Genomic DNA, 23,289 nt, shown 5'->3' on the forward strand with positions numbered 1-23,289 from the left:
CCGGCCGACGAGCCGACCACGCCGCAGATCCGGAGAGCGCCGATGTCGATGCCGAGCCTCGCCTCCCAGGCCCTTCCCGCCGGCCATGTCGCCCGCGCAGACCGTGCCGCGCTGCGGCATATTCCCGGCGATGAGGGCTGGCCGGTGGTTGGCCGCACCTTCAATGTCCTCGCCGACCCGCTCGGCGAAGCCCGCCGCATGGCGAAACGCTTCGGCCCGGTCTACCGGTCGCGGCTGCTCGGCGAGACCAGCATCGCCCTGCTCGGTCCCGAGGCCAACGAGTTCGTCTACCTCGACCAGACCAAGCTGTTCTCCTCGACCCATGGCTGGGATTCGATTCTCGGCCTGCTGTTTCCGCGCGGCCTGATGCTGCTCGACTTCGACGAGCACCGCCTCCATCGCCGCGCGCTGTCGGTCGCCTTCAAGGCCGGCCCGATGAAATCGTACCTCGCCCAGCTCGATGCCGGCATCGCCGCGCGGGTCGCGCAATGGCGGCACTCGCCGGGCGAGATGCTGTTCTATCCGGCGATGAAGCAGCTCACGCTCGACCTCGCCGCCACCTCGTTCCTCGGCACCGACATCGGGGCCGAGACCACCGAGGTGACCCAGGCATTCGTCGACATGGTGGCGGCCTCCGTCGCCGTGGTCCGCAAGCCGCTGCCCGGCACGCAGATGGCGCGCGGCGTCGCCGGCCGCAAGCGCATCGTCGCCTACTTCTCCGAACAGATCCCGATCCGCCGCGCCCGTGGCGGCGACGACCTGTTCTCGCAGCTTTGCCAGGCGACCCACGAGGACGGCGCGCTGCTGTCGACGCAGGACATCGTCGACCACATGAGCTTCCTGACCATGGCCGCGCACGACACGCTGACGTCGTCGCTGACCTCGCTGGTGTACTTTCTCGCCGCCGATCCGCAGTGGCAGGAACGGCTGCGCGCCGAAGTCGCCGCGCTCGGCCTCGCCGCGGGCGAGCCGCTGCCATTCGACAAGCTCGAGGCGCTGCCGCTCACCGAGATGGCCTTCAAGGAGGCGATGCGCCTCAACCCGCCGGTGCCGTCGATGCCGCGCCGCGCCACGCGCGATTTCACGTTTCGCGGCTTCACCATCCCCGCCGGCACGCTCACCGGGGTCAACACGCTCTACACCCACCACATGCCGGAGCTGTGGCCCGAGCCGGAGATCTTCGATCCCCTGCGGTTCACCGATGAAGCACAGCGTGCGCGGCACCGCTTCGCCTATGTGCCGTTCGGCGGCGGCGCGCACATGTGCCTGGGCCTGCACTTCGCCTATATGCAGGCGAAATGTTTCGCGGTGCACGTGCTGCGCAATCTCGATGTCTCGATCGCGCCTGGCTACAAACCGGCGTGGCAGATGTGGCCGATCCCCAAGCCCAGGGACGGCCTGAAGGTGACGCTGGCGGCGCGGGGCTGAGGCGGCGATGCCGCCCGCGGTCGACCTGTTCTTCTCGTTCCGCAGTCCCTACAGCTACCTCGCCCTGCACAAGACCATGCGCATGGTCGAGGACTATGACATCGAGGTGCGGCTGCGCGCGGTGTATCCGCTGGCGGTGCGGGTGCCCGGCTTCTTCAAGCGTGCCGATCCGCGCTTCGCACGCTATGTGGTGCGCGACGCCATGCGTGTCGCCGAGCACGAAGGCATCCCGTTCCGCTTTCCCCGGCCCGATCCGATCGTGCAGAACATGACAACGCTCGAGGTCGCGGCCGAGCAACCCCACATCCATCGCCTGACGCGCCTCGCCGCCGCGGCGCAGCTCGAAAACCGTTCGCTTGCCTTCACCGCGGCGATCGCGCCGGTGCTGTGGGACGGCCGTGTCAGCGGCTGGAACGAGGGCGACCATCTGGCGCGCGCCGCGCATGCCGCGGGCTTCGATCTCGGCGCACTCGACGCGGCGATCACGGCCGAGCCCGATCGCCATGAGGCCGTCATCGCCGACAACGAGCGCGACCACGCGGCGTCCGGCCACTGGGGCGTGCCGACCTTCGTGTTCGAAGGCGAACCGTTCTTCGGCCAGGACCGCATCGACCTGCTGATCTGGCGCATGACGCAGAAGGGCCTGACGCGGCGCACCTGAGTGAATGCGTCGGGAACGCCCGTTTGACAGAAGCAGAAGACGGCGCGCGCGTCAGGTCGGCTGCAGCGCCGGCACGCGCAGGCGGCCGCGCAGGCCGACGATGGCGCCGACGAAGATGCCGGCGACCGCGACGAACGAGCCGATCGACAGCGTCGACAGGCCGGTGAGGCCCTGACCGACCGAGCAGCCATAGGCGAGCGCGCCGCCGCAGCCCATCAGCGCCGCGCCGGCAATCGAGCGCAGCATGTGGTTGGGCGAACTGTAGCTCTCGACCCTGAAGCCGCGGGTCAGCGCCGCGGTGATGAAGCTGCCGGCGATGACGCCGGGCACCAGCGCGGTGCCAAAGCTCATCGACAGGCCGGTCGACAGCATGGCGTATTGCAGGGTATCGGACAGCGGCGCGACGAAGGTCAGCGACGTCACCGGCACCGGATTGAAATCGTCAGCGCCGAAATAGCCGGTGATCAGCCAGCCGGCGACCACGAGCGCACCGACGGCGAGGCCGGCGGCGACCTGCAGCGGCGCGCGGCGGAAACGGGCGTCGGCGAGCGCGAAGACGGCGAGCGGCAGCGCGACCACGAGACCGGCGACGATGTGGGCGGCACCCTCGCCGAGGCCAAGGTGACTGGCGATTGCCGGCAGCGCGTTGAACGCAGGCGTCGCCTGCGACCACTGCAGCAGCGCGATGCGCGCCGGCGCGACGAGGCCCTTGAGCGTCATCTGCGCCACCACCGCGATCACCAGCACCACGACCAGCGAGCGCAGGTTGCCGCGCCCGAGCAGCACCAGGGCGCGCGACGCACAGCCATTGGCGAGAATCATGCCGTAGCCGAACAGCAGGCCGCCGGCGAACATCAGCGGCGCGGAAAACTGCGGCTGCAGGTAGATCGACCTCGAGAGATCGACGAGGTCGGCGGCGGCCGCGAGCTGGGTCGCCAGCACGGCGACGGCGGCGGCGAGCGCGAAGCTGCGGATCCTGCGGCCGTCATCGGCCTGCAGCCAGTCCTTGATGCTGCTGTTGAGGCAGAAGCCCGACAGCAGGCCGACCGAGCCGAACAGCAGGCCGATCAGAAATCCCGGAGCAATGACGGTGAGCGTTGGTGACACGGCCCGGCCTCGCCTGATGTGCGTTAAACCCTTGCAGGCACTCGTAAATAATGGACGGGCCGGATGCGGTCCATTGCCGCGGGGAAATAAGGATTGTTATCATCCCGCAGGGATGATCGACGCGTCATTTATACTAAATAATGGCAATAATTTAGAATTTATGTCCACGACCGTGGGCCGAACCCGCTCAACGCGACACAGCCATGCTGCGGAAACCCACGCCAGGAGTACGATTGTCTCCCGGCGCGAATGAACGCCCAAACGAGACGAGGTGCCCCGGCGAACCGGCGCACCTCGCATAAACCCACGTCGTCCGATCTCACATCACCGGATGATCGACGGCGCGGACCATGACCGCGCCGGTCACATCACCAGTACGGGCAGACCAGCCGGCCCCAGCGATTGTAGAAGCAGCCCGGGCCGATGCCCCAGCCGCGACCACGGCCCCAGCCACGTCCGCGACCCCAGCCACCGCCGCGACCACGGCCCCAGCCACCGCCGCGACCGCCACCACCACGGCCACCGCCGCGACCGCCACCACGGGCTTCCGCCGACGTCGTGCCTGCAGCCGTCATCACCGCCGTGGTGCCGACGAGACTGACGCCATAGATCGCGACCAGCGTCAGCGCGGCCAAGGCGCGTGTCAGAAAAGGTTTACGGGACTTCACAGTCGTCATCTCGTCATCTCCCGGTCGTTTCAGGCGCCGGACCGGTGCAAAACCGCATCAGCCAGCCAAAGTGTTCGTCAGCGACCCAACATCAAGCACGCATGACTCAAGGCATGTCCCCGTAACGGCGGCAGGATAGGGACGGGCCCCGAATGGGTCAAGCAAACGATCTCCCCCTCCATCGCGTCATGCCACCGAGGCTTTGTCATGGCATGGCCTGCGACGGTTCGACGCCACGCCACACATGAACGGCTTCAGCGCCACATTGTGCCGCGTGTGCACGCGCCGCCATTGTTGCAGCGCACAGCCAACGCCGATGAAACCCCGCGCGTTCCGCTCCGGACCAAGTATAAAGCCGCAATGTCATTGCATGGATTGAACCGGACGGGCTGTCGTATCGTCCTATCCGGTTCCTTCCCCGCGTTCTTCCATCCCCGTCGCGAAAGCCGCATGCCCAAGTCCCACACCTATGTCCTCGGCCTCAACACCTATGATCATGACGTCAGCGCCTGCCTGCTGCGCGATGGCGCCATCGCGGTCGCGATCGCCAAGGAGCGCATCACCCGCGAGAAGCACGCCAGCGGCTTCTATCAGGAAGTGATCGACTACTGCCTCAAGGCCGAGGGCATCACGCTGGACGACGTCGATCTGGTGGTGCGCAACTGCTACATCCTGCCGGTGCCGGAGATGGAGGAGCGGCTGGTCTATCAGGACATGCCGGGTTTCCTGCCGGAACCGGAGCGCGCCACCGCGACGGCCCATCCGCTGTTCCAGTCGACCTCGGCCAAGGTGGTGTCGATCTCGCACCATCTCGCCCACGCCTTCAGCGCGTTCGCCGCCTCGCCGTTCGACGAAGGCGCGGTCATGATCGTCGACGGCGTCGGCAGCTACAAGTCGGACGTGTCGGAGCCCTACCCCGCCGATGCTGCCGGCCCGCTCGCCCGCGAGTCGGAGAGCTACTACACTTTCAAGGGGCGCGAGCTCACCTGCCTGAAGAAGGTCTGGATGGAGCCGGAGCGCGGCTTCCTCAGCGATGAATTCTACAACATGCGCGGCCTCGGCGCGCTGTACAGCCGCGCCTCGACCTATGTGTTCGGCGACTGGAACAAGTGCGGCGAACTGATGGGCCTCGCACCCTACGGCCGCCCCGGCCACGCCCGATCGCTGATGCAGTTGCGCGATGGCGAACTCGACGTGCCGCCGTGGACACGCGACCTCGACCATCCCTTCATCCTCGACACCGACCAGTCGTGGGAAAACAGCCCGAACGTGACGCACTGGCAGGATCTCGCCTGGCGGGTGCAGGACGACACCGAGAACGTGCTGCTGGCGCGGGCAAAATGGCTGCGCGAAACTACCGGCGCAAAGAACCTGTGCATCGCCGGCGGTGTCGCGCTCAACTGTGTCGCCAACGGCCGTATCGCCCGCGAGGCCGGCTTCGACAATGTCTGGATCCAGCCGGCGGCCGGCGACGACGGCATCGCCATCGGCTGCGCGCTCTATGGTCATCTCGTGCTGCTGCAGCAGCCACGCGGCTATGTGATGGAGCACGCCTACACCGGCCGCCGCTACGGTGACGACGAGATCGACGCTGCCATCAAGCGCTCGCTGATCAGCGTGCAGACCACCGTCACCCGCAGCGCCGACATCGCCGCCGACACCGCAAAACTGCTCGCCGACCAGAAGGTGATCGGCTGGTTCCAGGGCCGCTCGGAATTCGGCCCGCGCGCCCTCGGCAACCGCAGCCTCATCGCCGATCCGCGCCGCGCGGAGATGAAGGACATCCTCAACAAGCGGGTGAAACATCGCCAGGCGTTCCGGCCATTCGCGCCGATCGTGCTGCACGAACGCGCCAGGGAAGTGTTCGAGGGCGAGGAGGATTCTCCCTTCATGCTGATCGCCAAGCGCGTGCGCGACGAATGGCGCGACCGCATCCCGGCGATCGTCCATGTCGACGGCACCGCGCGGGTGCAGACCGTGCGCGAACAGACCAATCCGGAGCTCTATCGGCTGCTCAAGGCGTTCGAGGCGCTGACCGGCGTGCCGGTGCTGCTCAACACCTCGTTCAACGTCAAGGGCGAGCCAATCGTCGAGACGCCGCGCGACGCCGTCGCCTGCTTCCTCACCACCGGCATCGACCACCTCGTGCTGCACGACCGCCTGGTGTCGAAGAACGCACTGCACCCGGTGGTCAACCCGCTGGTCGAGATCTACTCCGACGTCGCCAGCATCGTGGTGTCGAGCATGAGGAGCTGAAGGCGGTCTCTCGCCGCGTAGCGGGGACGCCGTCCAAAATGCATGCTCGGAGAATCCCGGGTGTCGCTTCGTTCACCTGGGCTATACGTCAACGCTTGTTGCGAAAACGCCTACACCGCACGTCCGCGCCTCTCTCCTCATGGTGAGGAGCGGCCTCTCGGCCGCGTCTCGAACCATGAGGCCGATGCGCATCTGCAACGAAGGCCCGGGCCTCATCCTTCGAGACGCCTGCTACGCAGGCTCCTCAGGATGAGGGGAACGGCACAGACCTCATGCCACCACAGCAAAACGCTAGCGCCCCGAAAATTTCGCCGGCCGCTTCTCGACGAAGGCGGCGGCGCCTTCGCGCAGGTCTTCGGTGACGAAGGCCTTCGCCTGCGCGATCGCCTCGCCGTCGAGGGCGGTCGCCAGCGGCGCGGCGAAGGCGGCCTCGACCTGGCCCTTGATGAGGCCGATGCTGATCGGCGGGCCCTCGGCCAACTTCTGCGCCAGCGCAAACGCTTCGGACATCAGCTGTTCGTCGTCGACCGTCTTCCAGATCAGGCCCCACTGCTCCGCCCGCGCCGCATCGAGCGGCTCGCCGAGCAGTGCCAGCGCGCGGGCGCGGGCGACGCCGACCGAGCGCTGCAGCAGCTGCGAGGTGCCGGCATCGAGCGCGGCGCCAAGCTTGACAAAGGACAGCACGAAGCGCGCCGAGCGCGCCGCCAGCACGATGTCGCCGGCGAGCGCGATGCCGACGCCAGCGCCGGCCGCCGGGCCGTTGACCGCGACCACGACCGGCACGGCGGCCGCGCGCATCTTGGCGATCAGCGGATTGACTTCGTCACGCAGCAGCGAAGCAACCCGATCGCCCGCGTCGAAGGTCGAACCGCCGAGCTGGGCGCCGGCGCAAAACCCCTTGCCCGCGCCGGTCAGCACGATGGCGCGCACGGCCTTGTCGGCCAGCCCTGCATCGAATGCCGCGTTGAGCTCTGCGATCAACGTGCCGCCGAGCGCATTGTACTGCGCCGGATTGTTGAGGGTGATGACGGCGACCGCGCCGCGCCGCTCGGTGAGAACCATTGCCATGTGAGCACTCTCCCTCACAGCGACCGCGCGATCAGCATTTTCATGATCTCGTTGGTGCCGCCATAGATCTTCTGGATGCGGGCGTCGACATACATGTTGCCGATCGGATATTCCTGCATGTAGCCGTAGCCGCCGTGGAGCTGCAGGCATTCGTCGACGGTCTCGCACTGCTTCTGCGTCGACCACCATTTGGCCATCGAGGCCGTCACCGCGTCGAGATCGCCCTCGATCAGGCGGCCGATGCAGTAATCGACGAACACCCGCGCGATGGTCGCCTCGGTCTTGCGTTCAGCGAGCTTGAAGGCCGTGTTCTGGAATTCGAGGATCGGCTTGCCGAACGCCTGGCGTTCTTTCGTATAGGCGGCGGTCAGCTCCACCGCGCGCTCCATCGCCGCCACCGCGCCGATGGCGATGATCAGCCGCTCCTGCGGCAGCTGCTGCATGAGCTGGACGAAGCCCTGGCCCTCCTCGGAGCCGAGCAGGTTCTCCGGCGGCACGATCGCGTTCTCGAAGAACAGCTCCGAGGTGTCGCCGGCCTGCAAGCCGATCTTGTCGAGGTTGCGGCCGCGGCGGAAGCCGTCGTTGCCGGCGGTCTCCAGCACCAGCAGCGACAGGCCCTTGGCGCCGGTGCCGCCAGTGCGCGCCACGACGATCACGAGATCCGCGGTCTGGCCATTGGTGATGAAGGTCTTCTGGCCGTTGACGACATAGGCGTTGCCCTCGCGCCGCGCGGTGGTCCGCACGCTCTGCAGGTCCGAGCCGGTGCCGGGCTCGGTCATGGCGATGGCGCCGATCAGCTCGCCGCGCGCCATGCCCGGCAGCCAGCGCTTCTTCTGCTCCTCGGAGCCGTAGTTGGCGATGTAATGGGCGACGATGCCGCTGCTGACGGTGACGCCGTTGTTGAGCTCCGGCACGGTGCGCTCGATGTCCTCGAACACTGCCGCGTCATAGGCGAAGCTCGCGCCGAGACCGCCATAGGCCTCCGGCACGCTCGGCAGCAGCGCCCCCATCTCGCCCAGCGCCCGCCAGGCGGAGCGATCGACCACCTTCTGCCTGCGCCACGTCTCGGCCTGCGGCGCGAGATCCTTGGCGAGGAATTTGCGGAACTGGTCGCGGAAGACGTCCAGTTCCTCGGTCATCCACGGAGAGCGGTAGGGCATGGGAGAACTCCTCGATCACAACAGATAGCCAAAGCCGATCAGTTCACCCATCGGCACGATGATCCACAACCCTCACGGTGAAGAGCACGGCATTCGAGCATGACCACCGCCACCGCCCAGGCCTGCCGCGCGTCTCGAACCATGAGGCCACTCACGTTGCATCAGTCATCCTTCGAGACGGCGCTTCGCGCCTCCTCAGGATGAGGCCCCGTGCTGTTGACCAGCACTTGCCATCTTAAATGATCAGCCCGCCGCCGGCGACGACGACCTGGCCGCTGATGTAGTTGGATTCCGGGCTGCAGAACAAGTAGACCGCGTCCGCCGCCTCTTCCGGCGTGCCGCCGCGGCCCAGCGGGATCATGCGGCTCATGGCGTCGAGCATCTGCGGCTGGACGCCGACCTTGATGTCGCGGCCGGCGACGTCGATGGTCTTCTGCTGCTGTTCGATCGGCTGGGTCAGGCGGGTGTTGATCAGGCCGAAGGCGACGCAGTTGACGTTGACCTTGTAGCGGCCCCACTCCTTGCACAGCGTGCGGGTCAGGCCGACGAGGGAGGCCTTGGCCGAGGAATAGCTCGCCTGCCCGGCATTGCCGTAGAGCCCGGCGATGGACGAGATGTTGACGACCTTGCGGAACACCTCGCGGCCTTCCTCCGCCTCCTTCTTCGACAGGATTCGGATCGGCTCGGCGGCGGCGCGCAGGATGCGGAACGGCGCCACCAGATGGACGTCGAGCATCGCCTGGAACTGCTCGTCGGTCATCTTCTGGATGGTGGCGTCCCAGGTGTAGCCGGCATTGTTGACGATGATATCGAGACCGCCGAACTTTTCCATCGCGGCGCCGATGAAGCGGTCGGCGAAGCCGGTCTCCGACACACTTCCGTTGACCGCGACCGCCTGGCCGCCGGCGGCGACAATCTCCGCAGCCACCGCATCCCCCGGTGCAGCGTCGAGATCGTTGATGACGAGCCTTGCGCCCTCGCTCGCAAGCTTGAGCGCGATGGCGCGGCCGATGCCCCGCCCCGAGCCGGTGACGACGGCGACTTTTCCGGTGAGTTTGGTCATGGTGTTTCCTTGTTCAGCATTGTTGTCCGTGGGTGCGCGAGCCGTCTTGCGTCGAAGCGCTGCAGATGGCCTCATGGTTCGAGACGCCGCGCGTCGGGCGGCTCCTCACCATGAGGAACCCAAGCCTCACCCTGAGGAGCCAAATCTCATCCTGAGTGTCCGAGTGGAAAAGCGTCAGGCCATGATGAAATCCAAGCGCAACCGTCTTTCCGTGTCGTGGCCGGGCTTGTCCCGGCCACCTCGCTTGGGGACGCAGTGCCTTCCTCATCGGGGTCGCCGGGACGAGCCCGGCGACGACAAACACTCAGGTCGGTGGTTGCATTCCAGTCAAACTCTGAAGAGGCTGCGCAGCAGCCGTCTCGAAGGATGAGGCCCGTATCCGCTAGATCGCCACCACCGCCTCGCCCGCGAGCTTCACCTCGCCGGTCTCATCCTTGGCAGTCAGCGTCAGCCTCGCGCGGCGCTCGCCCTCATGCTCGGTCAGCTCGGCAACATGTCCCTCGCACGTCAGCTTCGCGCCGAGCTGGGTGATGGCGGCGAAGCGGGTGGAGAAGCTGCGCACCTTGGAAGGATGCACCGCATCCGTCAGCGCCTGGCCGAGATAGCCCATCACCAGCATGCCGTGGGTGAACACATCGCCAAAGCCGGCCCTGCGGGCGAAGTCGATGTCGACATGGATGGGGTTGTGGTCGCCGGACGCGCCGCAATACAGCGCCAGCGTGTGGCGGCTGATCGGCAGAAAGCTCTTGTGCACGACGCGGTCGCCGACCGCGGGATTGGCGAGCGCGTTCATGCGTTGCCTCCGTTGCGCACCACGATGGTGCGGCTGGTGTCGGCGACATGGACGCCGTGCTGGTTGGTCACCGCCGTCTCGACCACGATCAATGTCATGGCGCCGCCCTTCTTGTCGGTGACGCTCTTCACCTGTGGGCTGAAGGTCAGCGTGTCGCCGACCATCACCGGCGCATGGTAGGCAAAGCTCTGCTCGCCGTGCAGCACACGCGACAGGTCGATATCGAGCGCGGTGAGAAACTCGAACGGTTTCTCCGCGTCCATCATCTCCAGGCAGAACAGATAGGTCGGCGGCACCGGCACCGCCGCATAGCCGCAGGCCTGCGCCACCGCGGCGTCGCGGTAGACCGGGTTGGTCTCGCCGAGCGTGTTGAAGAAATAGCGCAGCCGCCCCGGCTCGACATGGGCGACGACTTCCGAGAAGCGGTGCCCGACCGCAGATTGATCAACCATGGCGAACCTCAGACGCGCTCATAGAGGGTGACGACGCAAGCGCCGCCGAGCCCGAGATTGTGCTGCAGCGCGAGCCGGGCGCCGTCGACCTGGGTGCGCTCCGCCGCGCCACGCAGCTGCCGCGTCAGCTCGTAGCACTGCGCCAGGCCAGTGGCGCCGAGCGGATGCCCCTTGGACAGGAGACCGCCCGACGGGTTGGTGACGATGCGGCCGCCATAGGTGTTGTCGCCGTCATCGATGAACCGCGCCGCACCGCCCTCGGGGCACAGCCCGAGCGCCTCATAGGTGATCAGCTCGTTGTGGGCGAAACAATCGTGCAGCTCGACCACGTCGATGTCCTCGGGGCCGACGCCGGCCACCTCATAGACCTTGTCGGCCGCGACGCGGCTCATGTCATAGCCGACGAGCTGCATCATGTCGGCAGCGCCGAAGGTCGACGGCGTATCCGTGGTCATCGCCTGGGCGGCGATGCGCACGTCCTGGCGCAGGCCGTGCCTGGCAGCGAACTTTTCCGACACCAGGATCGCAGCGGCGCCGCCGCAAGTCGGCGGGCAGGCCATCAGGCGGGTCATCACGCCCGGCCAGATCACCTGGTCGTTCATGACGTCATCGGCCGTAACTTCCTTGCGGAACAGCGCCAGCGGATTGTTGACGGCATGGCGGCTGGCCTTGGCGCGCACCTTGGCAAACGACGATAGCGGCGTGCCATGCTTTTGCATGTGGCTGAGGCCGGCGCCGCCAAAGTAGCGCAGCGCCAGCGGAATGCCGGCGGCGTCGACCAGCTTGTCCGCCGCCGCATCGAACTCGCCGAACGCGCTGGGGCGGTCGGTGTACACCGAGCCGAGCGCGCCGGGCTTCATCTGCTCGAAGCCGAGCGCGAGCACGCAGTCAGCGGCGCCCGACGCGATCGCCTGCCGCGCGAGATAGAGCGCAGTCGAGCCGGTGGAGCAGTTGTTGTTGACGTTGACAATGGGGATGCCGCTCATCCCGACGGGATAGAGCGCGCGCTGGCCGCAGGTGGAATCGCCGTAGACGTAGCCGACATAGGCCTGCTCGACCATGCCGTAGTCGAGGCCGGCGTCGCTGAGCGCACGCCGCGCCGCCTCTGCCCCCATCTCATGATACGGCGCGCTGGCGCCGGGCTTGGCGAACGGGATCATGCCGACCCCGGCAACATGGACATGCGACGACATGCGAACCTCCCGAAATTGACCCGCTGGACTTTTTATTACCCGTGGGTAATATACGGGTCCGATGGGCCTGTCAATGCGCCCGAAGCCGCACACCAAAGATGATCGACATGAGATGATCGATATGGACACCCGCGCCCCTGCTGCCGAATCCCCATGGCTGCCGTTCGAAAGCCGCCGCCGCGCCCGCGACGAGAAGCGCGAGGCGGTGCTGCGCACCGCGGTGCAGCTGTTTCTTGAGCAGGGCTATCACCGCGCCACGCTCAACGAGGTGGCGGAGCGGCTGAACATCACCAAGCCCGCGCTCTACAACTACTTCCGCGGCAAGGACGAGATCCTGTTCGAGTGCTGGGCGATGGGACTGGAGCTCGTCGAGACTTCGACGGCCGCGATCAACGCTGCCGGCGGCAGCGGCCTCGACAAGCTGCGCAAGATGGCGCGCGCCTATGGCGGGCTGATGGCGACCGATTTCGGCGCCAGCCTGGTACGCTTTGACGTTCGTGATCTCGGCGCCAAGCACCGCGACATCGTGCTCGCCGGCAAGAAGAGCATCGACCGCACTTTTCGCGGCTATATCACCGAGGGCATCGCCGATGGTTCGATCACGCCGTGCGATCCCAAGATGACGGCATTCATGATCGCCGGCTCGCTGAACTGGATCGGGCACTGGTACAAGCGCGACGGCACGATGACGCCCGAAGCCATCGGCGAGACGTTCGCCATGCAACTCACCGACGGCCTCGCCGTGAGGCCTCCACGCAAACCACGCACAACCAAACAACACACGAAACGCTGAAAGCGTTCACCCACAATCACATCGGGAGAGAAGCCATGAACATTACCCAAGGACTGCGACGCGCGCGCCAGACCAATCCCGGCGGCCTCGCCACCATCTGCAACGGCCGCCGCCGCACCTGGGGCGAGGTCGGCGCGCGCATCACGCGCCTCGCCGGCGCGCTGCAGGCGCTCGGCGTCAAGGCCGGCGATCGCGTCGCCGTGCTGTCGCTCAACTCAGACCGCTATCTCGAGCTCTATCTCGCCACCGGCTGGGCCGGCGGCGTCATCGTTCCCCTCAACATCCGCTGGAGCGCGGTCGAGAACGAGGATGCGCTGCGCGACTGCCGCGCCGGCCTGCTCGTGGTCGACAAGGCCTTCGCAGCGACCGGCGCCGCGCTGGCGCAGGCCATTGCGGGCCTCCAGCTGATCTATGCCGACGACGGCGACACACCCGCCGGCATGGCGAACTACGAAGCCCTGCTCGACGCCAGCGCGCCGGTCCCCGATGCGATGCGCAGCGGCGCCGACCTCGCCGGCATCTTTTACACCGGCGGCACCACCGGCCGCTCCAAGGGCGTGATGCTCAGCCACACCAACCTGATGGCCAATGCGCTGAACGCGCTCGGCGAGGGGCTGTTTCCCGCAGGCTGCACCTATCTGCACGCGGCGCCGATGTTCCACCTCGCCAACGGCGCGGCGATGTATTCGCTGCTGCTCGGCGGCGGCACCAATGTCATGATTCAGGGTTTCACACCCGAGGGGGTGATGGCGGCGTTCCAGAACGAGCGGATCACCGACGTCCTGCTGGTGCCGACGATGATCCAGATGCTGGTCGATCACCCCGCGCTCGGGAACTACGACCTGTCGTCGCTCCAGAACATCATCTATGGCGCGTCGCCGATCAGCGAGGCGGTGCTCGACCGCGCCTCGCGCGCCCTGCCCCATGTGCACTTCACCCAGGCCTACGGCATGACCGAGCTATCGCCGATCGCGACACTCTTGCACTGGAACGACCACATCGGCGACAGCCGCGCCAAGGGCCGCCATCGCGGCGCCGGCCGCGCCACGCTCGGCTGCGAGGTGCGCATCGTCGATATCGATGACAACGAGGTGCCGCGCGGCACCGTCGGCGAGATCGTCGCCCGCGGCGACAACGTCATGATGGGCTACTGGGAGCGGCCAGAGGAAACCGCGCGCGCCATCGTCGACGGCTGGATGCATACCGGCGACGGCGGCACCATGGACGACGACGGCTTCATCTATGTGGTCGACCGCGTCAAGGACATGATCATCAGCGGCGGCGAGAACGTCTATTCGGTGGAAGTCGAAAATGCGGTCGCGCAGCACCCGGCCGTGGCGCAGTGCGCCGTCATCGGCATCCCCAGCGAGCAATGGGGCGAGCAGGTCCACGCCGTGGTCGTCACCAAGAGCGGCGCCAGCGTCACCGAGGCAGAACTGCTGGCGTTCTGCAAGACCCTCATCGCTGGCTACAAGTGCCCGCGCAGCGCAGATATCAGCGACAAGCCGTTGCCGCTATCAGGCGCCGGCAAGATCCTGAAGCGCGAGCTGCGCCGGCCGTTCTGGGAGACGCAGGAGCGGCGGGTGAGCTGAGAAAGACCGCGCCCGACAACGAGGGCAACACAACAGCGCCCCGCATCAAAACAAGGAAACACCTTCATGGACCGCTCTCTCGGCAAAATGCTGGTAGGCAATATCCTGGCCACGGCTGCGCTACGCTTTCCGGACTCGCCGGCCATTTACTGTGCCACGACCGACCGGCGCTTCGACTTCCGCACCGTCAACGATCGCTGCAACCGTCTGTCGCATGCGCTGCTCGGGCTCGGCTACAAAAAAGGCGACGTCGTCGCCTTCCTGACCTCCAACCGGGCCGAGATCGCCGAAATCTACTTCGCGCTGGCCCGCACCGGCATCATCGGCCTGCCGCTGAACTATCGGCTGGCGTTGCCGGAAATGCGCGAACTGGTCCGATCCATGGGCGCGAAAGCCCTCATCTACGAAGGACGGTTCGCATCGGCCGCGCCAGCGATCGGTGAGAGCGTTCGCCATGTGATAGAGATCGACGGAAACCGCAGCGACGGGGCTCTCGACTACCAAACGCTACTGGCATCGGCCTCTGCGCAGCCACCCGATGTCGAGATCGATGAGGCCGATCCCTTCTATTTCAACCTCACCTCCGGCACCACCGGACTGCCGAAATCCTATGTGCTGACGCAGTACAACAACAGCACGCTCGGCCCGATGTTCCAGGCGTTCGACCTCGACCGTCGTGACGTGGCCATGACCGTGTTTCCGGCTTTCGGACGCGTCGGCTTTGCCTGGATTTTGGGCGCGATCCTCTACGGCATCCCCAACGTGCTGGTCAACTTCGAGCCGAACGAGGTGCTGCGCCTGATCGAACGCGAGCGCGTCAGCATCGTCAATCTCGTCCCGACCATGGCGGCGATGCTGCTGCCGGCGCAGGCCGCAGCCGCGCGTGACCTCAGTTCCCTGCGCGGGATCGTGTTCGCGGGCGCCAGCCTGCCGGCAAGCATCGGCGAGCAGGTCACCGCCCATCTCTGTCCGGACCTTTATGAATACTACGGCATGCAGGAGACCGGCGCGCTGGTGGTGAGCACCCCGGACGATCGCCGTCGCCAACCGCAGTCGGTCGGCAGACCGATCGCGTTCACGGACATCCGCATCGCCGACGACAACGGCAATGCCGTCGGCCCCGGACAGCTCGGCGAAATCCTCGGACGTTCGCCGAACACCACGACCGCCTACCATGAAAATCCCGAGAAGTCCGCCGAGACCTTTCGCAACGGCTGGGTTCACACCGGCGATCTCGGCAGCGTCGATGAAGACGGCTTCCTGACAATTCGAGGCCGGAAGAAGGACATGATCGTGTCCGGCGGCCAGAACGTTCATGCCGCGGAGGTCGAAGACATCATTCTGCGCTGTCCTGGCGTCGCCGACTGTGCGGTATTCGGCCTGCCCGACGACCTGTGGGGCGAGCGCGTAACGGCGCTGGTTATTCCCCGCGACGATGCGACCATCACGGCGCAGCAGCTCACAGATTTCTGCCGGCAACATCTCGCCGGCTTCAAGACGCCAAAGGAATTCCTGGTAGAGGCGGCTGCGCTACCGCGGACGCCGACCGGCAAGGTGCAGAAATTCCTGCTCGTCGAGCGCTTCAGCCGGCGTCCCGCCGGCTAGGCCCCGCCACCTGCCACGCGCGATCGCGGCGCTGAAGCTGGATCACCGGGTTGCGACGCTTCACGTCGGCCCGGTGATGACGCTGAAAAATCTGCAAGCGCAACGCGCACCAAACAACGGCCGCAACCATTCCCCGGGGCCCTACGCCACGGCATCAATGCGTATGAAACACCAGCGTGCGGACCTCGATGCTCTCGCGCGGCGGCGCGTCGGCCGGCGTGGTCGGGTCGACGAAGGCGGTGTGCGGGCCGAAGCGGGTGCGGCCGTCGGTCGCCGAATCGTAACACTTCAGCAGCAGCGCCTCGTCGACCCGCATCTCCGGCACGTAGAACCAGCGGTGATCGGGATTGAAGGTCACCGAATAGTTCTCGCCATTACGGTTGGGGTAGATCAGGTCTGAGGCAACGAGATCCTGCGGTGCGACCGTGGTCGCATCACACATCGCCAGCGGCGTGTCGCGCAGCGGGCCGCGGAGCGGCCGCCACAGATTGATGATCTGCACCCGTCCGCGCAGCAGTGCGTCGGCCTGATCCGGCAGATGCTCGCGCACCCGGTTCGGCCCGGAGGCCGCGGTCTGATCGACATGCACCCGCGTCGCCGGCTGGCGCGGCCCGGCGCCGCGCACGTCGGCGGCCCCGGCAACACGCTTGCGCACGGTGTGGTCGAAGATCACGACACGGTCAGCCTTCAGCGTCGCCCGCAGGAAGCGCTCGACCTCGGGATAGTAGACGCGGCGGATCTCGTCCTCGTCATCGAAATTTCTGACCGCGGTCGGCTGCGGCAGCAGCGCGAAGCCTTCGCGGTCGAGCGAGAAGTCGTGCCCCGCCTTGCGGACGTCGAAGATCGGCAGGCTGTGCGGCTCGCTGACGATATTGCTCTTCGGCTCGCCCGGCGGCGGATCGTAAGCATAGGTCCGCGGCTTGGTGGCCATCGGCGCGATGTAATTGAGCTCGGCGGTCACGAACGGTACGGATTCGAGGGTGGCGGGTTGAAGTCCCATCTTGTTGATCTCCCGTTTGCCGCCCCTACAAGACCGCAGGGTTTCGGCACAAGGCACTGGCGGACGCGACACGCCCACCGTTATCTTGGTGATTTTGGCGGCGGCGGAACATCAGGCAAGAGGCAGCGCGATAAAAGCAAGGACTTGGCGCCGGCCTCACAGGCCGCGAAAGGATTTTGCTGCGCCATCGCCTCCCCGTAGAATGCAAAGGGGCGCGACGGAACCCCGCCCCAAAAAAGGAACCGCCGCCGGAGTTGATCCCCGGCAGCGGCATGCGATCAATTCGACGTCGTGATCAGGCGAACACGATATCGTGGTTCTTGAGCGGCACCGAGCGGATGCGCTTGCCGGTCGCGGCAAAGAACGCGTTGAGCACGGCGGGCGCAGCAACGCAGATGGTCGGCTCGCCGACACCGCCCCAGAAGCCGCCGCTCGGCATCAGGATGGTCTCGACCTTCGGCATCTCGGCGATGCGCATCGAGTTGTAGCTGTCGAAGTTCTCCTGCTCGACGCGGCCGTTCTTGAGCGTGATCTCGCCATAGAACAGCGCCGACAGGCCGTAGACAAACGAGCCGGCGATCTGGCGCTCGACCTGCGCCGGGTTGACGACATAGCCGGGATCGGTCGCGGCGACGATACGGTGGATCCTGATCTTGCTGCCGTCGGTGATCGAGATCTCGGTTGCCGCCGCGACATAGCTGCCATAGCCCATGTGCTGGGCGATGCCGCGGAACACGCCCTGGGGCGGCGGCGTATCCCAGCCGATACGCTCGGCGACCGCATCGAGCACCGCACGGTGTTTGGGATGCCCGGCCATCAGCTTGCGGCGAAAGGTGAGCGGATCCTGCTTCGCCGCTGCCGCCAGCTCGTCGATGAAGGACTCCAGATAGATCGCGTTGTGGTTGATGTTGACGCCACGCCAGAAGCCGGGCGGCACCGGCGGGTTGCGCATGCTGTGCTCGACCAGCAGGTTCGGCACGTCGTAGCCGAACACGGCTTCGCCCCGTGGCGCGAGCCCCTGGAATGCGGCCGGGTCCATGCCGTTCTGCAGCGCGCCGGGCCGAGCGCTCGCCAGGATCGACTGACCCGAAAGGCGCAGATGCAGCGCGGTGAGGTTGCCGTCGGCGTCGAGGCCGCCGACCAGCCTGCACTGGGTCACCGGATGGTAGCGGCCGTGGAGCATGTCCTCCTCGCGCGACCACAGCAGCTTCACCGGCGTGCCCGGCATCTGCTTGGCGATCAGCACCGCCTGGGTGACGTAGTCGGACATGCCGCGCCGGCCGAAGCCGCCGCCGAGCATCACCTTGTGCACGTCGCACTTCTCCGGCGGCAGGCCGGAGGCCGCGATCGCCGCGGCGAGCGCACCCTCGCCGTTCTGCGTGCCGGTCCACACCTCGCAGCGCTCGGGCGTATAGAGCGCGGTGGCGTTGAGCGGCTCCATCGCGGCGTGGTTCTGGTAGGGATAGGCGTAGGTGGCCTCAATACGCCGCGCAGCATTGGCGAGCGCGCCCTTGGCATCCCCATTGCTGTTGCCGACGAACGCCGGCTGCGCCGGATCGAGTCCCTCGGCGAGCCAGGATGCGATCGACGCGCTGGAGAGCCTGGCGTGCTCGCCCTCATCCCATGTCACCGGCAGCGCATCGAGCGCAGCCTTGGCGTGCCACCAGCTGTCGGCGACTACGGCGACGGCGCTGTCGCCGACCTTGACCACCTGCTTGACGCCCTTCATGCCGGTGACCTTGGCGGCGTCGAAGCTCCGGAGCTTGCCGCCGAAGACCGGACAATCCCTGATCGCCGCGCTGACCATGCCCGGCAGCTTGACGTCGATACTGTACGTCATGCGCCCGGTCGTCTTGTCGACGGTGTCGAGCCGCTTGAGGCCCTTGCCGGCGATGGTCCAGTCCTTTGGATCTTTCAACTGGATATTGGTCGGCGGCGTCAGCTTCGCCGCGGCGTCCGCGACCTTGCCGTAGGTCGTGGTGCGCCCGGTCGCTGCGTGGGTGATGACGCTGTTGGCGGCACTGCATTCGGACGCCGGCACGCCCCAGGCGTTGGCAGCGGCCTGAATCAGGATGATCCGCGCGGCGGCGCCACCCTGGCGGACGTAGTCGTGCGAGCCGCGGATGCCATGGCTCCCGCCGGTGGAGAAGTCGCCCCACACCCGCTGGCGGGCGCGGTTCTCGCCCGGGGTCGGATATTCGGTCGTCACCTTCGACCAGTCGCACTGCAGTTCCTCGGCGACAAGCTGGGCGAGACCAGTGAGCGTGCCCTGCCCCATCTCGGAGCGGGCGATGCGGATGACGACAGTGTCGTCGGGCCGCACCACCACCCAGGCGTTGACTTCGGGTGCCGCGGCCGCCGGCGCGCCATCGGCGGCACGGGCGGCGGACAGATCAAGACCGAGGGCGAGGCCGCCGCCGAGGGCGGCAGCGCCGATGACAAAGGCGCGGCGGCTGACGGCCGGCGAGATCGTGACATGCTGTGTCATGGTGTCACCTCACGCGTCCGCGGCGGCATGGATGGCCGCGCGCACCTGCACGAAGGTGCCGCAGCGGCAGATGTTGGTGATCGCGTCGTCGATGTCCTTGTCGGTGGGCTTGGGCTTGTCCTTGAGCAGCGCAGCCACCGCCATGATCATGCCGCTCTGGCAATAGCCGCATTGCGGCACGTCGAGCGCGACCCAGGCCTGCTGCACCTTGTGCAGCGCCCCGTTCCCGGCGGCGAGGCCTTCGATGGTGACGATGGACTTGCCGACGGCGTCGCCGAGCTGGACGCTGCAGGAGCGGGTCGGTTCGCCGTCGAGATGCACGGTGCAGGCGCCGCATTGTGCGATGCCGCAACCGTATTTGGTTCCGGTCAGCCCGGCGTAGTCACGGATGGCCCAGAGCAGCGGCATATCCGGCTCTGCGTCGATATCATGGTCTTTGCCATTGATCTTGAGGATTGGCATCGTCGCTGGTCCCCTGAAACAGGCGCATATCGCCCGGTGGGGATGCTGACCATGAATCGCCACTCGCTCAAATCAAGATTTCCGGCGCGGCTGCAACCAGGGCCATATAAGTCGAAAATATTACGATATCCGTCGAAAGATGGAGGCGGTTCCCGCTGAACAGGCGCTCACCCCGCGCGAGACGCCGGCCGGCGCCAGCGCGTCCACAGCCGTTCCGCCAGCGGCAGCAAGCCGCGCGGCGACGCCAGGATCACGGCAACCACAACCACACCATAGATAAAGTAGTGCAGCCCCGGCAGCGTCGCGCCGAGCTTGCCGCGCAGCACTTCGCCGAGCGGCACGAGCAACAGCGCGCCGAGCGCAGGGCCATAGGCGCGCCCGAGTCCACCGACGGTGGCGAACAGCACGATCTCAATGGTGATCACCGGCGAGATCAGCAGGTACGGATCGGCGAAGGTGAGATAGCGGACATAGGCGGTGCCGACCACCGACGCCAGCACGGCCGAAATCACCATGGCCATGGTCTTGTAGCGCAGCACGTTGACGCCAATGGCCTGCGCTGCCTTCTCGTTGTCGCGGATGGTGCGCAGGTAATAGCCGAGCGGCGCGTTGAGGATGGCGACGTTGACCAGGACGCAGATCGCGGCAAGCACCAGCATCACCCAGAACGCGCCCTGTCCGCCGCCGAACTCGAAGCGCCAGAAGTTGCCGCCATCGCGCGGCAGCAGCAGGCCTGACGCGCCGCCGAGGAAATCCCAGCCCTCGACAACGATCGCCCCCATTTCGGCAAATGCCAGCGTGATGAGCACGAAGGACAGGTGCCCGAGACGGAAACGATAGTCGATCCAGGCGATGGCGGCGCCGACAACGGCGGAGATCGCCGCCGAGATCACGAGGCCGAGCCACATGTTGATGCCGAGCTTGAGCAGCAACGCACTGGACAACATCGCGCCGATGCCGATGAACAGGCTGTGAGCGAGCGAGATCTGCCCCGCCATGCCGCCGACGATGTTCCAGGACGATGCCAGCGCGACATAGACCAGCGCCAGCGTCACGATGTGCAGATAGTAGCTCGACAACACCAGCGGCAGCAGCGCGGCGAGCAGCAGAACGCCCCACCAGATCGGGGAGCGCAGGGTGCGATAGAACTCGTCCTTCATCGTGCCGCCCTCCAGGTCAGGCCCTGCGGCCGGAACAACATGATGGCGACGAAGATCAGGTACGGCATCAGGAGCCCGAGGGGCCCCTCGAGGTAGATCGTGCCAAAAGCCTCGGCGACGCCGATGACGAGACCGCCGAGCATGATGCCGACAAAGTTGGTCATGCCGCCGAGCACCACCACCAGCAGCGTGATGACCGTGTAGCGCAGGCCCTGGGTCGGCTGGATCGGCGTGCCCGGCAGCAGCAGCACCGCGGCGAGCGCCAGGAGACCGATGCCCATCGCGAAGGTCAGCACCTGGACACGGCCGACATTGATGCCCATCAGTGCCGCGGCATGGGAATTCTGATGCACAGCGCGGATCGAGCGGCCGAAGTCGGTCGAGCGCAGCATGACGTAGAGCGCAATGGCGAGGGCGAACGAGATCACGCAGGCGATGACATGAGGCAGCCGCAGCACGACATCTCCGAGCAGGATCAGCTTGGTCTCGACCACCGACGGCGTGCGCGCCGGCTGACCGCCAAACACCATCAGGATGCCGTTCTGCAGCACAAGGCTTAAGCCCAGCGTGAGCTGCACGATCATCAAAAACTGATGGCCGACCATCGGCCGGATCAGGAAACGGTAGACCAGCGCACCGAGCGCTGTCATCACCGGCACAGTGATCACCGCCGAAACATAGGGATCAAGCGAGAACGCCGAATACAGCGCAAGGCACATGAACATGCCCAGCGAGATGAAGTCGCCATGGGAGAAGTTGACGACACCGCTGACGCCATAGACGAGGCCCATGCCGAGGGCGAGCAGCCCGTAGGTCGAGCCGATCAGAAAGCCCTGCGCCAACGCCTGATAAAGTTCGGTCACGTCGCTCTCCCCGTCAAAGCCCGAGATACGCGCTGCGGGTGCGCGGATCGTTCTTCACCACGTCGGCCGTGCCCTCGACCGCGACATGACCGCGCTCCAGCACATAGCAGCGCCCGGCGTGGCGCAGCGTCAGGTTGAGGTTCTGCTCCACCAGCAGGATGGTCAGTCCCTCGGCATGCAAACGGTCGACGATGGCGAAGATGTACTGCACGAAGCGTGGCGACAGACCGAGCGACGGCTCGTCGAGCATCAGCAGTTTCGCATCCGCCATCAGGCCGCGGCCGATCGCCAGCATCTGCTGTTCGCCGCCGGACAGCGTGCCGGCGGCCTGGCCGAGGCGCTCCTGCAGACGCGGAAACAGGTCGAGCACGCGGTCCATCTGCTGCGGCCGTTGCGCGCGGGCGCGCGGGTTGATGCCGCCGAGCAGCAAATTCTCCCGCACGCTCATCTCCGGAAACACCAGACGTCCCTCCGGCACCTGGACGATGCCGGCCTCGACCCGCTGCCTGGCGGTGAGGCGGGTGATATCCTCGCCGGCGAACACGATCCGGCCGGCGCTTGCCGCCACCGTGCCGGACAAAACGTTGATCAGCGTGGTCTTGCCGGCATTGTTGGCGCCGAGCAGGCCGACGATCTCGCCGGGCCGGATGCACATCGACACCTCGTGCAGCACCGAGACGCCGCCATAACCCGCGACCAGCCGATCGACCTCAAGCATCGACATGGTCTCCGAAATAGGCATCGACGACGCGCTGGTCCCGAATGATGTCGTCCGGGGTGCCCTCGGCGATCTTCTCGCCGAAGTTAATTACCACGATGCGGGTGGCGAGCCGCATGATCACCGGCATGACATGCTCGACCATGACAATGGTGACGCCCTGGGCATTGAGCTCCCGGATCACCGCCATGGGCGCGGCCGTCTCGGCCATGGTAAGGCCCGCCATCACCTCGTCGAGCAGGATGCACGTGGGATCGGTGGCGATGCATTTGGCGATTTCCAGCAGCTTCTTGTCCTGCAGCGACAGCGTCGCCGGCGTGGCGTCGCACTTCGCGCCGAGGCCGACACGCGTGAGCGCATGCGCGGCATAGTCGATCGCCTCACGCATCGGCCGCCGTGTCAGTGCCGCCGTGGTGACGACGTCGAGCGCGGTCATGTCGGCAAATGTCTGCACGATCTGGAAGCTGCGCATCAGGCCGCGGCGCACCAGCTGGTCCGGCCGCAGGGAGCCGATCGGCTCGCCGTCGAACCGCACCGTGCCCTCGCTCGGCGGGATAAAGCCGGAGATGACCCCGAACAGCGTCGTCTTCCCTGCGCCGTTCGGGCCGATGATACCGACGATCTCGCCCTTATCGACGGCGAAGCTGACGGCGTTAAGCGCGACGAGACCACCGAAACGCCTGGTGATGCCGGCGACCTCCAGAAATGCCACGTCAGCCCCTTCCCCTCACTCACCGTCTCCGGAGGTCCAGCGTTGGC

21 protein-coding genes are annotated in these 23,289 nt (G+C 66.5%); 6 read left to right on the forward strand and 15 right to left on the reverse strand.

The genetic code is table 11. The features are described from left to right. The first annotated feature begins 42 nt into the window (after positions 1–42). Positions 43–1,428 carry a cytochrome P450 gene (locus JQ639_RS07230; protein ID WP_211965383.1) on the forward strand — a complete coding sequence of 462 codons (1,386 nt, stop codon included), beginning with the start codon at positions 43–45 and terminating at the stop codon, positions 1,426–1,428. A 7-nt stretch (positions 1,429–1,435) separates the two neighbouring features. Next, positions 1,436–2,089 carry a 2-hydroxychromene-2-carboxylate isomerase gene (locus JQ639_RS07235; RefSeq protein ID WP_211965385.1) on the forward strand — a complete coding sequence of 218 codons (654 nt, stop codon included), beginning with the start codon at positions 1,436–1,438 and terminating at the stop codon, positions 2,087–2,089. Between the two features lie 51 nt (positions 2,090–2,140). Here the strand turns inward: JQ639_RS07235 and JQ639_RS07240 are convergent, their stop codons facing one another. Both JQ639_RS07240 and JQ639_RS07245 read right to left on the reverse strand, forming a co-directional pair. Continuing rightward, entirely contained in the window at positions 2,141–3,196 is a 1,056-nt protein-coding gene (locus tag JQ639_RS07240; protein ID WP_211965387.1) for a YeeE/YedE family protein, read from the reverse strand. A 368-nt stretch (positions 3,197–3,564) separates the two neighbouring features. Further along, on the reverse strand, positions 3,565–3,873 hold the full coding sequence (locus JQ639_RS07245) for a hypothetical protein (RefSeq protein ID WP_211965389.1): 309 nt from the start codon (positions 3,871–3,873) through the stop codon (positions 3,565–3,567). Between the two features lie 441 nt (positions 3,874–4,314). Here JQ639_RS07245 and JQ639_RS07250 point away from each other — a divergent pair, with 441 nt between their 5' ends. Continuing rightward, on the forward strand, positions 4,315–6,120 hold the full coding sequence (locus JQ639_RS07250; RefSeq protein ID WP_211965391.1) for a carbamoyltransferase family protein: 1,806 nt from the start codon (positions 4,315–4,317) through the stop codon (positions 6,118–6,120). A 291-nt stretch (positions 6,121–6,411) separates the two neighbouring features. Here JQ639_RS07250 and JQ639_RS07255 read toward each other — a convergent pair whose 3' ends face one another. The 6 genes from JQ639_RS07255 to JQ639_RS07280 all read right to left on the reverse strand — a co-directional run bounded on the left by JQ639_RS07255 (position 6,412) and on the right by JQ639_RS07280 (position 11,849). Further along, complete coding sequence (locus tag JQ639_RS07255; protein ID WP_211965393.1) at positions 6,412–7,188, reverse strand: enoyl-CoA hydratase-related protein; 777 nt, start codon at positions 7,186–7,188, stop codon at positions 6,412–6,414. A 14-nt stretch (positions 7,189–7,202) separates the two neighbouring features. Beyond that, positions 7,203–8,348, reverse strand: coding sequence for an acyl-CoA dehydrogenase family protein (locus tag JQ639_RS07260; protein ID WP_211965395.1), 1,146 nt, complete (start codon positions 8,346–8,348; stop codon positions 7,203–7,205). 235 nt (positions 8,349–8,583) lie between these two features. Beyond that, positions 8,584–9,411 carry an SDR family NAD(P)-dependent oxidoreductase gene (locus JQ639_RS07265; protein WP_211965397.1) on the reverse strand — a complete coding sequence of 276 codons (828 nt, stop codon included), beginning with the start codon at positions 9,409–9,411 and terminating at the stop codon, positions 8,584–8,586. 382 nt (positions 9,412–9,793) lie between these two features. Continuing rightward, on the reverse strand, positions 9,794–10,204 hold the full coding sequence (locus JQ639_RS07270; protein ID WP_211965399.1) for a MaoC family dehydratase: 411 nt from the start codon (positions 10,202–10,204) through the stop codon (positions 9,794–9,796). Next, entirely contained in the window at positions 10,201–10,656 is a 456-nt protein-coding gene (locus JQ639_RS07275) for a MaoC family dehydratase N-terminal domain-containing protein (protein WP_211965401.1), read from the reverse strand. The genes JQ639_RS07270 and JQ639_RS07275 overlap by 4 nt, the downstream gene beginning before the upstream one ends. A gap of 8 nt (positions 10,657–10,664) precedes the next feature. After that, complete coding sequence (locus tag JQ639_RS07280; protein WP_211965402.1) at positions 10,665–11,849, reverse strand: lipid-transfer protein; 1,185 nt, start codon at positions 11,847–11,849, stop codon at positions 10,665–10,667. Between the two features lie 121 nt (positions 11,850–11,970). On the opposite strand from JQ639_RS07280, the gene JQ639_RS07285 reads away from it, so the two are divergent. From JQ639_RS07285 to JQ639_RS07295, 3 genes are all read left to right on the forward strand, one after another. Continuing rightward, the gene (locus JQ639_RS07285; RefSeq protein WP_211966508.1) at positions 11,971–12,642 is read left to right on the forward strand and encodes a TetR/AcrR family transcriptional regulator; all 672 of its coding nucleotides are present in this window, start codon (positions 11,971–11,973) and stop codon (positions 12,640–12,642) included. A 35-nt stretch (positions 12,643–12,677) separates the two neighbouring features. Continuing rightward, positions 12,678–14,234 carry an acyl-CoA synthetase gene (locus tag JQ639_RS07290; protein ID WP_211965404.1) on the forward strand — a complete coding sequence of 519 codons (1,557 nt, stop codon included), beginning with the start codon at positions 12,678–12,680 and terminating at the stop codon, positions 14,232–14,234. 66 nt (positions 14,235–14,300) lie between these two features. Further along, the gene (locus JQ639_RS07295) at positions 14,301–15,839 is read left to right on the forward strand and encodes a class I adenylate-forming enzyme family protein (RefSeq protein ID WP_211965406.1); all 1,539 of its coding nucleotides are present in this window, start codon (positions 14,301–14,303) and stop codon (positions 15,837–15,839) included. A 154-nt stretch (positions 15,840–15,993) separates the two neighbouring features. Here JQ639_RS07295 and JQ639_RS07300 read toward each other — a convergent pair whose 3' ends face one another. From JQ639_RS07300 to JQ639_RS07330, 7 genes are all read right to left on the reverse strand, one after another. Continuing rightward, positions 15,994–16,839: a CmcJ/NvfI family oxidoreductase gene (locus JQ639_RS07300; protein WP_211965408.1), complete on the reverse strand. Its 846-nt coding sequence runs from the start codon at positions 16,837–16,839 to the stop codon at positions 15,994–15,996. A 295-nt stretch (positions 16,840–17,134) separates the two neighbouring features. Beyond that, complete coding sequence (locus JQ639_RS07305; protein WP_211965410.1) at positions 17,135–19,327, reverse strand: xanthine dehydrogenase family protein molybdopterin-binding subunit; 2,193 nt, start codon at positions 19,325–19,327, stop codon at positions 17,135–17,137. A 9-nt stretch (positions 19,328–19,336) separates the two neighbouring features. Next, a complete protein-coding gene (locus tag JQ639_RS07310) occupies positions 19,337–19,789 on the reverse strand; it encodes a (2Fe-2S)-binding protein (protein ID WP_211965412.1) in 453 nt (150 codons plus the stop codon). A 167-nt stretch (positions 19,790–19,956) separates the two neighbouring features. Further along, complete coding sequence (locus JQ639_RS07315) at positions 19,957–20,949, reverse strand: branched-chain amino acid ABC transporter permease (RefSeq protein ID WP_211965415.1); 993 nt, start codon at positions 20,947–20,949, stop codon at positions 19,957–19,959. Further along, positions 20,946–21,812, reverse strand: a complete 867-nt coding sequence (locus JQ639_RS07320; RefSeq protein WP_211965416.1) for a branched-chain amino acid ABC transporter permease — start codon at positions 21,810–21,812, stop codon at positions 20,946–20,948. Before JQ639_RS07320 ends, JQ639_RS07315 begins: the two co-directional genes overlap by 4 nt. Positions 21,813–21,825: 13 nt before the next feature. Then, positions 21,826–22,530: an ABC transporter ATP-binding protein gene (locus JQ639_RS07325; RefSeq protein ID WP_211965418.1), complete on the reverse strand. Its 705-nt coding sequence runs from the start codon at positions 22,528–22,530 to the stop codon at positions 21,826–21,828. Further along, positions 22,523–23,242: an ABC transporter ATP-binding protein gene (locus JQ639_RS07330; protein WP_211965420.1), complete on the reverse strand. Its 720-nt coding sequence runs from the start codon at positions 23,240–23,242 to the stop codon at positions 22,523–22,525. The genes JQ639_RS07325 and JQ639_RS07330 overlap by 8 nt, the downstream gene beginning before the upstream one ends. Between the last annotated feature and the right edge of the window lie 47 nt (positions 23,243–23,289).

It is taken from the genome of Bradyrhizobium sp. U87765 SZCCT0048, from assembly GCF_018131225.1.
Lineage (GTDB): Bacteria > Pseudomonadota > Alphaproteobacteria > Rhizobiales > Xanthobacteraceae > Bradyrhizobium_A.